The organism is Terriglobales bacterium (genome assembly GCA_035487355.1).
Taxonomy (GTDB): Bacteria; Acidobacteriota; Terriglobia; order Terriglobales; family Acidobacteriaceae; genus QIAW01.
This window is the reverse complement of record DATHMF010000027.1, coordinates 15226-28429: the sequence shown is the minus strand read 5'-3', so window position 1 is coordinate 28429 and position 13204 is coordinate 15226. Positions and strand designations below refer to the sequence as shown.

Genomic DNA, 13204 nt, shown 5'->3' with positions numbered 1-13204 from the left:
ACAGTTTGTAATCAAGCACTTCTGGGAAGGCCAAGTGTGCGCCATCCAAAAGCCGGTCGCCTAAGCATTAAAAATACTTATCATTGCTATTCAAAAATACAGTGACATCAGCCCAGGTTTGGGCTACTATCTTGTTGTAAATACCCCTCCAGAAATAACTGATCCCCCCAAAAGCTATCCCCCATTAAACAATGGAGGTTTCCCATGTTCACACAGCGTTCTGTTATGAATGCTTTGCTGTGTGCCATCGTACTGGTGGCATCGCCCTTGGTAGGTCAGATTCTAAACGCTAGTTCGTTACCGCAAAATCCCAAGCCAACAACAACGCAGAGCGCCTCTGCCAGCACAGCCGCTATGCCGGCGCAAACTGACGCCCGCCCGGACTATGGCACCATCAATGCAAAGCATTATGTGAACGGCTATTTCGGATTTTCGTACCATTATCCAGAGGGATGGGACGGCAACGTGGTGCAGTCTTCCAGTACTGCAGCTACACGGATGTACACACTGTTTACCGCCAATCCCTCGGCTTCCAATGGGTCCGACATGCGCTACGTCAGCATTAGCGTGGATACGATAGGTTCGAACGTAACACCGAAGGATTTCGTGGAGGGGGCGCTTAATGTGTTTGCCGGACCTCAGGGCGCATTCCAAACTCTGCATGCAAATAAAAGCAATGACAAAAGCAACTCCGATAAAAACAAGAATAATCCCGACAAGAGCTATACATTTGGAGGCAAGCAATTCTATCGGATTGATATGATGTCCAAGCCCGTACCGGGAAGTCCGACCATTTATCAGACCCTGGTTTTCACCTTGCTTCCCAATTACGCAGTCACATTTTCCTTTATGGCCATGAACCCCAAGGACATAGAAGACCTGGTCCACAGCATGGATACGATCAGCTTTGCGCCGGAACATGCTGCAGCATCGCAGGTACGCGAGGCCAAAGTTGTGGCTCAGCCTAAATAGCTTCCGGTTGCCAGTTCGAGTTGATGCAGGCCCTTCGGGGCCTGTTTTGTTTTATCGCGGGGAAATCGGCTGGGTGATGCGGCAGATATTGGCTTGATTCTATGCTACGCGTTGCTTCAGATGCAGACAGCTTTCGGCGCTGGCCACAACCGCCGCCAGATCCAGGGTTGCTTTAGCCAGGCACTGGGTAGCGCCGTTGTTCATCAGATCTCGGAGCTCATTCTCTTTGGCGATGCCGCTGAGCACGAGGACAGGAATATCGTTGGTTGCGTAATCCTCTTGCAGGCGCCTTAAGACGTCATACCCGGTGAGCTTGGGCAGGAAGAGGTCAAGCACGATCAGATCAAACTTTCCCTCTTCCTGCGCTATTCTTAAGCCCTCTTCACCATCGGCCGCCATTCGAACTTCAAATCCTTTTCTGGTCAGAGATTTTTCCAACGCTTCACGCAGGAACCTCGAATCTTCAATCAGTAGCACTCTGGTATGCATATATCGCTCCTTTAGTTCAGCCGGTTGGCGTAATCGGCGAAAACCTGCTGGTCCATCAGCTTGGCTATGCGGGTTGACAGCCATTGCTTCAGCACAGTGAACTCACTCGGAGGCACGAAGGTGAAGCAAATGCCCGCACGGTTCTTGCCGTCTGTGTTTACCACTTTGCCGGTTATATGGATAAGAGTAGAAGATCCCGCAAGCTTGAAGCCGAAAGATACCTGTTGGCCCACCTGCAGGGCTTGCTTGCTGTAAAACGCTAACCCGCCAACGCTGAGGTCGGTAATCTTGCCTTCCACCTGGCCCCCGCCAACGATATTCAGGGTCACCGGAACATCAACCGCATAGCGCGCCGCGCGCCGGCGCTGCTGAAGCATGGTCCCGTAGGCAGCACGCAGGCAACGTGTAGCCTGCTCGAAGTTGATAGGCTTGTGCATGATGAAGTTGGCGCCGGCGCGGGTTGCAGCCTGCATATCCGGGGTGCCATCCACCATCACCAGCACGGTGGACTTGGCGTTGTCCTGAGATTTGCGTATCGCACTCAAAACCTCTGCGGGTTGGTCGCCGCCGTTCCAATCTACAATCAAGGTATCCAGCTTTCTGCTGGAGACGGCATCGAGCGCCGAGTCAGACTCGGTGCAGACTTCAGTTTCAATCTCGAAATTATCAAGCACCTGGTTCATTACACAGAGCACTTGAGCATCGTGGCTGAGCAGAACACCTTCAAGCCGCATTACTTCATTTTCTTTCATTGGACTATCTCCTCTGGGTACGTTCGCTTTCTGGTTATGTAAGAGCACATCGGTTGCCAAAGCCGACCAGTACGGTAAGTCTTGATACATCAGCGTCATAGCATTGTTTATACGAAGCTCGGCCGAATGAAGAAGATGCAGATTGTGGAAAGCAGTCCAGTTTTCAGACAGAATTAAAAGCAGAATTGAGATTTGTTCCACAATGGAATTTTCCTATTTTGGAACAAATGGGGTTTTCGTACCTGTTGATTTTGTAGCAGTCTTTAAACGCATCTAGTGATTTGCAGCGGAGTTGTAGGGAAAGACCTTAAAGATTCGGACAACGACTTTCAATCCCTGCGGCCGATTCTCCGCGCCCATCTCAAAGAAGGTATGCAAATAGAGGTCAAAGGGCCTGGTGGATACCACCAGGCCCGGCCCGATTGCTCCGACCTGCTCTCGGGCATTGAAGACAGTGCGTCCATCAACCTTGGGGTCGGTAATTTGCTTCAAGTAGTAACCCGCAATGCCCGCCCGCAAGCGCGAATTCACCTGGTACGACAGCGCTGCATTCAAATGCACGGCTTGACCAGGTTGAATGCTGCTGGCCTTGAACACCGGGGCAGGATCGTCGTTCCTTGAATTCCAAAGATAATGAAATCGCCAGCTTGTTTCCAAGCGCGGCGCAAGAAACAACGTGAAAGCATAGTTGGGATTGGCACTCACCAGGTGACTGCCGATGTTGACACTGGAGTTAGGGCTGTACCGGCCGGTGGGAAAAATAAAATCAGCGTCGAAGCGATGGCTGATTGGTTTGCCGAATAGCTTACCTCCCGTCCACTGCAGCAGTAGTGGGCTAAAAATGAAGTCGCCCATTGCACCCGATGCCCCGCGAACACCGAGATCGGTCTTGACGTCCGCGTGAACCACGGGCAGCAAGGCCTCAACCCCGTAGAAAGCGCCGAAAAATTTCTTGTTGGTTTGATAGCCAAGCTCGGAGACCGAAGCAGATGCTTGAATGGAGTTATTGCCTGGAAGCTTTTCTCCGTGAGGGCCATTGAGACGGCCACTATAAGACGAGTCAAGTATTTCCTGCAGCAGCACGCCCGGCCCACCAACGCCATCCTGGAAACTTGTATCGCCAAGATCCACCGGTGGCAGGGATACATGCTGGGCCGTTGCCGTTGCCGGCGCCAGCAACGCGACGAATAACAGTGCTTTCGCCAAAGATTGGAGAGTCATTGCGGGATACTTCACTTAAATTGTGCAGGGAGCGAGAGGATCGTTACGGGAATGTTTCGGTAGGGACAAGGTCAAAACCTCTTGATGCACCACAGCTAAAGCCCAAAATTATCATGAAGCACTAAACGCACGCCTGAAAGCCGTGCTCTTCCACGGTAGTTCTCACGCACCCTTGCCTTTGCGGTGGGAGTTCTTTACAGCTCAATCTGCCATCCATCTTCCGCGATCTGCCAGCCGGCGGTGAGCGCCTCGGCGTACTGAGGACTCGTGGGATTAAGGATGGGATTTGTATTGTTAATGTGCAGAAAAATCTTGCGCGGACGGCACACGCTGGCGAGCTTGTGCAGGCTGCCATGCGATGAGGAGAGAGGGATGTGTCCCATCTGGCGCGCGGTGTGTCCGCTGCCTTGCACCCGGATCAGCTCATCATCGCTCCAGAAGGTGCCGTCGAAGAGCACGAGGTCGGTGGAGTCGAGCTGCTTCAGCAGGGCGTCATCCACTTGGGGGACGGCGGGCATAAAAGCCAGTCGCTTTCCTGACGGAGACTCGATGATGAGTCCCAGAAGCGCTTCGCTGGAAACGAGTTGCGCTGCCCGCTCTTTGGAAATATAAGCGGAATAGTGCGTACTCAGAGGGATGGGCTCACAGGTCAATCCGGAAACAATACCTCTCACCGTGTCGAGCGAGAACGGTTGCCGGGGAACGATATCGGCCCACTGCACCTGGTCAGGCACGCGGTTGAGCATGGCGAACATGCTGTTGTCTTCGAGGAGAATGCGGCGAATGGAATGCGTGGTATAGACGCAGAATGGCTGCAGTTCACGCAGCAAAAGCAAACCGAGTACGTGATCAATATCGGCATTGGTCAACACCACACCGGCAATGGGCGACTGGCGCGCGCCACTGCGCGGATGCAACTGGGGAGTGGCTTCGATCTGGGTGCGAAGATCAGGAGAGGCGCCCAGCAGGAACCACGAGTGCCCATCTTCACTTATAGCAACCTGGGTTTGGCTGCGGGCTTTACCCTTGAAAGTTCCCGCGCGCAGGGAAGAGCAGTTGCGGCAGGCACAGTTCCATTGTGGAAAGGCGCCACCTGCAGCAGAGCCGAGAATTTTTACGTGCATGGCAAACAGTTTACCGTCGAGAGAAGGAATTAGCACTCTGCAGCCAGTTGCAGTTTTGAGTTTTCAACTGCCCCACGGTTTGTGCTGCAAAATCCAGATTTGATGATATCTTAGAACGCGCTCCCCCAAATAAAACCGCTCCCAAGTGATCCGATGCAGCCAGGCTCAACCCCGGCCGCCGTTCGCGCTGAGCCGGAATGAAGAACGGAGATATACATGTCTAGACCCTACACGACTTACTTCACTGGACGAATGGCAAGAGTTTTTTCGGTAGCCGTTATAGGACTGCTTCTCGCGCCCATGCTTACTGCTCAGACAGATTCAGGGCACGTGCGCGGCTATGTGCGCAACCAACAGGGCGGAGCTCTTAGCAGCGCCGAGGTGACCCTCACCAATCAGGGAACGGGCCGCGTACAAAAAGCCACAGCTGGTGTTGACGGGATATTTGACTTTGAAGCCGTAGCTCCGGGGTACTACAAGATCATGGCTCATGCCAGCGGCTACCAGAATCGGAGCGCCCAGTTTAATCTCGATCTGTCGCAGACGCGCGAGGTAGATTTTGACCTTCAGACCGGAGGCGAGGAAATCTGTCCCTGCGCCAATGAATTCGATCCGGGGCGTTCCTGGACAGGTCTGACGGTCAACGCCTGGCAGATCAGCGATCTTCCGCTGAATGGGCGCAATTTTACCCAGCTTGCGCTGTTGACTCCCGGCGTCACACGCGGTGATTACGGCGATCAGGCCAGCGGCATCAACAACAACGTCGAGACCTTCCGCAACGGCGAAACCGGCGGAGCGGCGCTCGTCGTGAACGGTCTGCGTGCCCAGGCCAATAACTTCATGCTCGACGGCTTAGACAACAACGAGTCCCTGGTGAATACCATCAATTTCTTCACGCCGGTGGAGGCGACTCAGGAGTTCAGTGTAACTACATCTGTAGCTGATGCGGAATTCGGTCGTGCCGGCGGAGCCATCGTGCGAAGCTGGACCAAATCGGGCACCAACAGCATTCACGGATCGGCATTCTGGTTCATACGCAACAGCGCCCTGGACGCCAATAACGATTACTTTGCTACGCCCGACCCCATCACCGGCAAAGTGCGCAAGCAGCCCTTCAAGCGCAACCAGTTTGGCGGAACGCTGGGCATGCCGCTGATCAAAGACAAGCTGTTTATCTTCGGCGATTACCAGGGCCTGCGCCAGGATCTTCCTTTAAATCCCGAGTTCGCTACCGTTCCTACGCTCAAGATGCGTAATGGAGACTTCTCGGAATTGCTTGGAACCGGATTGACCACGACGCCCGCCGCTCTTACCGGTTGCGGCGCTGTTGTGCCGGTGAACGGGGCCATTTACAATCCGCTGACCTGCGCTCCCTTTCCAGGAAATGTGATACCGGCAGGCCAGATCAACCAGGCTGGCTTCAACCTGCTCCGCGCGTATCCTTTGCCCAACCTGCCCGGCATACTGCACAACTTCAAGAACGCGCGCCGCGAGATCCGGCAATTCAACGATTTTGATGTCCGCCTCGACTTCAACATGACGGCAAAAGATGCGCTCTTCGGACGCTACAGCTATGGCCAGGAAGTTTTCAACGTGACCCCGAGGCTGCCCACGCTCTCTTCGGGCTTTGGCTCCGGCGCAAACGTGAATCATCCGCGCGGGATTGCTTTCGGCGAGGGCCACCTCTTCAGCAGCACCCTGGACAATTATTTCCGCTTCGGATATTCACGGCCGTTCTACGCTTTCCTGAATCCCTTCAACAATATTCAGCAGGCGCAAAGCCTGGGTATCGCCAACGCCAACCGCTTGCCACAGTTGGGTGGCACCCCATTGATCGGCGGATTCAACACCGAACTCGAGTTTACCGGCGATGGAGGCCCTTTCATCGTGCCGCAGGCCACCTATCAGTACGCCGATACACTTTCCTGGGCCCACGGCAAGCATGCTTTTCGCTTTGGCATGAATCTTATCCGGCGTGACGTGGATTACTTTATCTCCGACTTCCGCGGCAAAGGATTCTTCAACATCGGTCCCGGCACCGGAGACTTCACCGGCTATGAGGTATCAGAGTTGCTGGCAGGCTTCATTGACAACTACTCGGTTTCCAGCCCGAACAATGTACATACCCGCAGTTGGGAGACGGGATACTTTGCGCAAGACGAGTGGAGAGTTACCCCGCGGTTGACGCTCAATCTGGGTCTGCGTTACGACCTCTACACCAATCCCTATGAGTTGAACAATCAGTGGTCGAACTTCGATCTTTCGACCGGAACCCTGAAGCGGGCCGGTGTCGGTGGAAATTCGCGCAGCCTCGTGGCGACAGATAAGAACAACTGGGGGCCGCGTCTGGGATTTGCCTACGACGTCACTGGAAGCGGAAAGACCGTGGTGCGCGGCGGCTATGGCATTTTCTATTTTCTCGATCGTGGTGGCGTGGGCAACCAGTTGAGCGCCAATCCGGAGTGGAGCGGGTCCAGTTTTCTGCTCGCCGCTACGGGCGCGCGCATCACGCTCTCCGGGCAGGGACCTTTGAACAACAACAACAACCAATTGGCGACCCAGGCGCTGCCCCAGCCTGTGGTTACTGTGAATGATGCTTTTCCTACCAACACCTCGGTGATTGCTCTTCTGCCCAACAACCAGAATTCATCCATCCAGGAGTGGAACCTGCAGGTTGATCGGCAGCTCGGACGAAAGACGGTGCTGAATGTCGCTTATGTCGGAACCAAAGCAGACCATTTGATGACCTGGTTTAACTACACCAACCAGCAGCTCGCGCCCAATGCCGCGGCCTTCCCTGGGCGCGGACTGAATATCACCGTGGGCGGAGCCTCTGGAACATCGCACTATAACGGCCTGCATGTGTTGCTCACCCACCATTCGCGCTTCGGTTTGCAGGGTACGCTTGCCTATACCTGGTCGCACGCTACCGATAACTCCAACGGCGCCTTCAGTATCAACAACAATAGCCCCATCTTTCTGGACGCCGCCGGGCGCGGCGTGCTCAGCCAGAACAAAGGCAACTCCGACACCGATCAGCGCCATGCATTTGTGTTGAGCTCCATCTATGAACTTCCCTTCGGACATGGAAAGCACTGGGGCTCAAACTGGTCCGGTGTCGCAGATCATGCGCTGGGAGGATGGCAGTTCAACAACATCATTTCCGTCGGCAGCGGCACACCCTTCGACATCTCCATCTTTGGGGTGCGTCCGGATATTCTTGGCCCAGTTTCTACCGGATCGCTGCAGGCCAAGTCCCCTTTTCCCGGAGTCCCAGCACGGCAATGGATCTCCGCGCAGCCGTTTGCCTTTGCTCTGCCTCCCATGGGTACGTTCGGTAGATTTACCCGCCCTGGCACGCTGGGCCGCAACCACTTTTATGGCCCTGGCTACGGAACCTGGGATACCTCGCTGTTCAAGAACTTTGCGCTTTGCGAACGCGTGACCATGCAGTTTCGCACCGAGGCTTTCAACGTTCTGAACCATCCGCAATACACGGCGCCTAGTACCGATCTGGGATTCATAAATCCGGCTACAGGCCTGTCAACCAATACCAACTTTGGACTGATCAACAGCACGCGCGCCTTCTCCAGCCGCCAGATTCAGTTTGCGTTTCGCTTCCTTTTCTGAAGAGTCTCGAAAAACTATGTCCCTTCGACTCCGAGCGAAACTCAGCTACGCTTGGGGTCTTGAGGACAAACGCGGAGGAGGCGGTTTAGCGGTCAATCGCCTTCATATTCGCGGCAGCGTAGCGATCGCCCACAATCTCATTTTGCGGAACCGCAGCTTCCAGCTCCCTTACTTCAGCGGAGGTCAACTTGATTTCCGCCGCAGCTGCATTCTCTTCCAGATACTTTCTTCGCTTGGTTCCCGGGATCGGCACCAGATCATCGCCTTTCGCCAACACCCACGCCAGCGCCAACTGCCCGGGCTTCACGCCTTTGCGCGCGGCAATCGCTCTCACCCGCTCCACCAGCATCTGGTTCTTGCTGAAGTTCTCAGCCGCAAAGCGCGGAAAGCGCTGCGCTCGCGAGTCGGTCTCGCTGATGTCGCCCGGCTTGGTGATCGCACCGGTCAGGAACCCGCGCCCCAGCGGGCTATACGGCACAAATCCGATACCCAGCTCGCGCACCGTGGGCAGAATCTGTTCTTCCACATGCCGCTCCCACAGCGAATATTCCGTCTGCAGCGCCGTAATGGGATGCACCTTGTGCGCCCGCCTTATGGTCGCCGGCGATGCCTCCGACAGTCCCAGGTACTTCACCTTGCCCGCCTTCACCAGCTCCGCCATTGCGCCGACGGTGTCTTCAATCGGAGTCTGCGGGTCCACCCTGTGCTGGTAGTAGAGATCAATGTGGTCTATCCCCAACCGTTTCAGCGAAGCATCGCAGGCCGCGCGCACATACTCCGGCTTGCCGCTGATTGCCCAGTACGTGGGATTATCCTTGGTGCGGATGTTAGCAAACTTGGTCGCGAGAAAGACCTCATCCCGCCGCCCGCGGATCGTCTTGCCGACCAGCTCCTCGTTGTCGCCAATGCCGTATGTGTCCGCCGTATCCAGAAAGTTGATCCCCAGATCCAGCGCCCGCAGGATGGTCGAGGCCGACTCCTCATCGTTGCGCTCGCCATAGAACTCACTCATTCCCATGCAACCGAGTCCCATGCGGGAGACGATTGCGCCTTGTGAACCAAGCTTTACTTTTTGCATGCTCATACCCGATTTAGATGGCCGCGCCTGCCTTCGGTCACTTTTTTTCAATAAGCTGATTCATCTGGGAATCAACCGAGGCTTGCTTGCAAGCAGGCAAGCCTTTCCGATATAGTTGCAGCCCTACCTCCCTTCGTTCAGCCACAAAAATTTTGCGGCGTGAGTCTGATTGTGTCTGCCCAGCAGGAGCTATGAAGCTAACGAACTTTGTCTCTCTATCGAAATTAAAGTCTGTGGGCGAGACGCCCACAGGACGACCGACGAGACGTCACTGCTATTTGCTGGCGCTTACTGTGCTGTTTTTCGTTTCGCTCTCTTCACTCTCCCGGGCAGCTACGCGGATGGTCAACGTGGGGCAGGGCGGGACGAATTTTGTGGACCAGGTGAGTGGCACCAGCACCACCGTCATCAATGTGGGCGACACGGTGCAATGGAATTGGGTGGGCAGCCCGCACTCAACCACCGGTGGGAACTGTTCACCTGGCTGCACAACTAACAGCACCTGGGATTCGGGCGTTCATTCTCCGACATTTACATTTTCAGTTACCTTCACTCCGGTCGTGATTACCTCATTTGGCGGGGGCAATAAGTTCCCTTACTACTGCTCGGTCCATTTGAACTCTATGACGGGAACTGTATTGATCAACCCGGTAGTCACCAACACCAACGATTCCGGGGCGGGCTCGCTGCGGCAGGCAATTCTCGATTTCAATGCAAATGTAAACTTGACCAGCATCACCTTCAATATTCCCGGTGTAGGAGTTCACACCATCACACCGCTCTCGCCGCTTCCCGTAATGACGCATCCCGGGGTTCTTGATGGAACCAGCCAGCCCGGCTGGGCTCCCAATGCGCCTCTCATAGAACTCAATGGCACCAGTGCCGGACCGAGCGTCGTCGGCCTTTCAATTCAGGCGGGGAATACCACGGTGCGCGGGCTGGTGATTAACCGCTTCTCGCAAGGTGGAATTGCGCTGCAAAGTGGTAACAATACCATTACGGGAAATTTTATCGGAACCAATGCGGCCGGCAATGCCGCCCTGGCCAATGGTGGAGACGGGGTGCTTATCTCCAGCGGTCAATTCAACAACGTGATCGGGGGGGCGACGGTTGCGGCGCGCAATGTGATTTCCGGAAATGCTCTTTTCGGAATCCAAATCGCGGGACTGGGCACGAACGGGAACACAGTGGAAGGCAACTATATTGGCACCGACGTTAGCGGCATGGCTGCTATTGCCAATGCTGCCGACGGAGTGCGCATCCAATCGGGCGCAGCCAACAATATTGTAGGGGGCGCGAGCGCGGGAGCAGGCAACGTTATTTCCGGGAACGGGCTTAACGGGGTCGTTATCACGGGTGGGGGAACGACGGGAAACATAGTGCAAGGTAATTTCATCGGCAGCAATGCTGCGGGGACAGGTGCGCTGGGCAATAGTCAGAATGGCATGCTGATGAACAACGGCGCAAGCAACAACACCATTGGAGGCTCGGCGTTAGGTTCAGGGAACGTGATTTCCGGTAATGTGGGAGCTGGCATTGTCATCTCTGATGTGTCCACCGGCAGCAACCTCATCCAGGGGAACTTTATTGGGACCAATGCCGCGGGTGCAGCCGCGATACCCAACACCACGGGTCTGGTCCTGCAAAACGCCACGAGCAGCAATACCATCGGCGGCACGAGCGCAGGTGCGCGCAATGTTATCTCTGGGAATGGAGGCAATGGGGTCCTCATCAACGGCCTCGGGACGAGCGGAAACACGGTGGAAGGCAATTTCATCGGCGTCAATGCCGCAGGGACGGCCTCGGTCGGCAATACTCCCAATGGCGTGCTGCTCAACAACGGCGCCGCCAGCAATATCATTGGCGGCCTGGGTGCGGGCGCAGGGAACGTGATTTCCGGCAATGCCGGCGCGGGGATCAGCATCAGCGATCCCGGCACCAGCAACAATCAGGTATTCGGCAATTTCATTGGCACGAATCCTGCGGGGAATGGCGCGATTGCCAACAGCAACGGCGTGCTCCTGCTCAACAACACAAGCAACAACACGATTGGAGGTACGAACCCGGCGGCGCGCAACATTATCTCCGGCAATACTAGCACCGGCGTTACGCTCAACGGTGCCGGTACGAGCGGAAACCTGGTGCAAGGCAATTTTATTGGCACCGATGCTGCGGGGAGCGGCAGGAACGCCAACAGCATCGGCGTTTACATTATTGGCGGCGCAAACGGCAACACCATCGGAGGCACAACTCCCGGTGCGGGGAACGTTATTTCCTACAATAACGGCGATGGCATACACCTCGACGGCGGGGGCACTACTGGAAACTTCGTGCAGGGCAACTTTCTCGGCACAAATGCCAGCGGGACTGCCGGCGCCGGCGCCAGCAGCGGCAGTGGGGTGTACATCACCGGAGGCGCCAGTAACAACACCATCGGCGGCACAACAGCGGCCGCGCGCAATATTATTGCTGCCTATGCTGACGGTATTCTCATCGTCAACGGCAATTCCAATCTTATAGAGGGCAACTTTATTGGAACTGATGTTTCCGGGACCACCGCCCTGGGCAATATCGGACCAGGCGTGAGAATTGCCGGTGGCAGCAACAACCTCATTGGGGGTACAGGACCGGGGACGGGAAATGTCATCTCCGGCAACTTCCAGTACGGAATAGACCTCTACGGCGTCGGCACAACTGCGAACACCGTACAAGGCAACTTGATTGGCACGAACGCAAGCGGCTTGGCGGCCCTTGGTAACGGTAGCAATGGCGTCTATATCTCAGTCGGCGCAACCAATAACACGATTGGCGGGTCCACGGCTGCAGCTCGTAACCTGATCTCGGGAAACCTCGGGCATGGCGTGGCGATCTCCAATACAGGCACGACCGGAAATGCGGTGCAAGGTAACTACATCGGCACGGACGTCAACAACATGGGCTCCGTGGGTAACCACGGGAATGGAGTCAGGGTTGACTCGGGCGCAGCCGGCAACGCCATCGGAGTCCTCTCCGGCAATGTCATAGCGTTTAATGCAAAAGGAGTTGTGGTGACCGGCCCCGGCTCAACCGGAAATGCTATTGAGACTAACGCCATTTTTTCCAATACCGGATTGGGAATTGATCTCAACGACGATGGGGTCACAGCCAATACGCCGGGCGGTCCGCATACCGGTCCGAACAACCTGCAAAACTACCCGGTGCTGACGAGCGCCCTATCCAGCGCCGGCACAACCAACGTCACTGGAACTTTGAACAGCACGCCGAACACGACCTTCCATGTCGAGTTCTTTGGCAACATGGCATGCGACCCCTCCGGCCACGGCCAGGGATTGAACCTGCTTCACACCAGCGCTGTTACCACCGATGGGAGCGGCAATGCTCCGCTGAGTTTCAGCTTCTCGACCTCGCTCATAGGCTCAGGATCTCTCAGCGCAACCGCAACCGATCCCTCGAACAACACTTCAGAGTTTTCCGCCTGCCAGCAGGCGGATTATGCCCTCACCAATGTAACCGGGCGCAACTTGCACGTGCGTTTAGGGAAGGCTGTTCCGCTCGTTGTGGCGAGCTTTACCGATGGCGATCCAAGCGGCCTGCCGAGCCACTTTTCTACCACCAGTATTGATTGGGGTGACGGAACCGCACCCAGCACAGGAACAGCAGTCTCAACCGGCGGTCAAAACTATAACGTGATCGGCACGCATGCCTACACCAAAGTCGGTGCATGGAATGTGACGGTGACCATCAACGATTCCGGCGGCGCAACGGCCACAGCCAACAGCAAAGCCCGCCTGTGGCCCAAGCCGTTTTCTTACTAGGTGGACCCTATAAAGTTAGACCGAGCCATACGATCATCCCTTGTTCGTGGTCCCATTCTGGTACCAAACTCTTAACTCCTGAGAGAGTATGGATTATCATTGTCCCTGGAAGTGTATTCAGCA

The 13204-nt window shown here is 55.6% G+C and carries 8 protein-coding genes; 3 read left to right on the top strand and 5 right to left on the bottom strand.

What is annotated here, in order from left to right; genetic code table 11:
* The first annotated feature begins 204 nt into the window (after nt 1-204).
* On the top strand, nt 205-972 hold the full coding sequence (locus tag VK738_06175) for a hypothetical protein (protein HTD22219.1): 768 nt from the start codon (nt 205-207) through the stop codon (nt 970-972).
* A 99-nt stretch (nt 973-1071) separates the two neighbouring features.
* Here VK738_06175 and VK738_06170 read toward each other — a convergent pair whose 3' ends face one another.
* The 4 genes from VK738_06170 to pqqB form a co-directional block, all read right to left on the bottom strand.
* Nucleotides 1072-1461, bottom strand: coding sequence for a response regulator (locus VK738_06170; GenBank protein ID HTD22218.1), 390 nt, complete (start codon nt 1459-1461; stop codon nt 1072-1074).
* A gap of 11 nt (nt 1462-1472) precedes the next feature.
* The gene (locus VK738_06165; GenBank protein HTD22217.1) at nt 1473-2213 is read right to left on the bottom strand and encodes a PilZ domain-containing protein; all 741 of its coding nucleotides are present in this window, start codon (nt 2211-2213) and stop codon (nt 1473-1475) included.
* 273 nt (nt 2214-2486) lie between these two features.
* On the bottom strand, nt 2487-3434 hold the full coding sequence (locus VK738_06160) for a transporter (protein HTD22216.1): 948 nt from the start codon (nt 3432-3434) through the stop codon (nt 2487-2489).
* A gap of 194 nt (nt 3435-3628) precedes the next feature.
* Entirely contained in the window at nt 3629-4558 is a 930-nt protein-coding gene (gene pqqB, locus VK738_06155; GenBank protein ID HTD22215.1) for a pyrroloquinoline quinone biosynthesis protein PqqB, read from the bottom strand.
* Between the two features lie 216 nt (nt 4559-4774).
* On the opposite strand from pqqB, the gene VK738_06150 reads away from it, so the two are divergent.
* Nucleotides 4775-8188: a carboxypeptidase regulatory-like domain-containing protein gene (locus VK738_06150; GenBank protein ID HTD22214.1), complete on the top strand. Its 3414-nt coding sequence runs from the start codon at nt 4775-4777 to the stop codon at nt 8186-8188.
* Nucleotides 8189-8273: 85 nt separating this feature from the next.
* Here VK738_06150 and VK738_06145 read toward each other — a convergent pair whose 3' ends face one another.
* Nucleotides 8274-9266 (bottom strand): aldo/keto reductase, encoded by a 993-nt coding sequence (locus tag VK738_06145; GenBank protein ID HTD22213.1) that lies wholly within the window; start codon nt 9264-9266, stop codon nt 8274-8276.
* Between the two features lie 191 nt (nt 9267-9457).
* On the opposite strand from VK738_06145, the gene VK738_06140 reads away from it, so the two are divergent.
* A complete protein-coding gene (locus VK738_06140; protein HTD22212.1) occupies nt 9458-13081 on the top strand; it encodes a hypothetical protein in 3624 nt (1207 codons plus the stop codon).
* Nucleotides 13082-13204 lie beyond the last annotated feature (123 nt).

Bases quoted from the DNA above. Each gene is read 5' to 3' on its own strand.
- VK738_06175 (HTD22219.1), top strand. From the start codon at position 205: ATGTTCACACAGCGTTCTGTTATGAATGCTTTGCTGTGTGCCATCGTA.
- VK738_06170 (HTD22218.1), bottom strand. From the start codon at position 1,461: ATGCATACCAGAGTGCTACTGATTGAAGATTCGAGGTTCCTGCGTGAA.
- VK738_06165 (HTD22217.1), bottom strand. From the start codon at position 2,213: ATGAAAGAAAATGAAGTAATGCGGCTTGAAGGTGTTCTGCTCAGCCAC.
- VK738_06160 (HTD22216.1), bottom strand. From the start codon at position 3,434: ATGACTCTCCAATCTTTGGCGAAAGCACTGTTATTCGTCGCGTTGCTG.
- pqqB (HTD22215.1), bottom strand. From the start codon at position 4,558: ATGCACGTAAAAATTCTCGGCTCTGCTGCAGGTGGCGCCTTTCCACAA.
- VK738_06150 (HTD22214.1), top strand. From the start codon at position 4,775: ATGTCTAGACCCTACACGACTTACTTCACTGGACGAATGGCAAGAGTT.
- VK738_06145 (HTD22213.1), bottom strand. From the start codon at position 9,266: ATGCAAAAAGTAAAGCTTGGTTCACAAGGCGCAATCGTCTCCCGCATG.
- VK738_06140 (HTD22212.1), top strand. From the start codon at position 9,458: ATGAAGCTAACGAACTTTGTCTCTCTATCGAAATTAAAGTCTGTGGGC.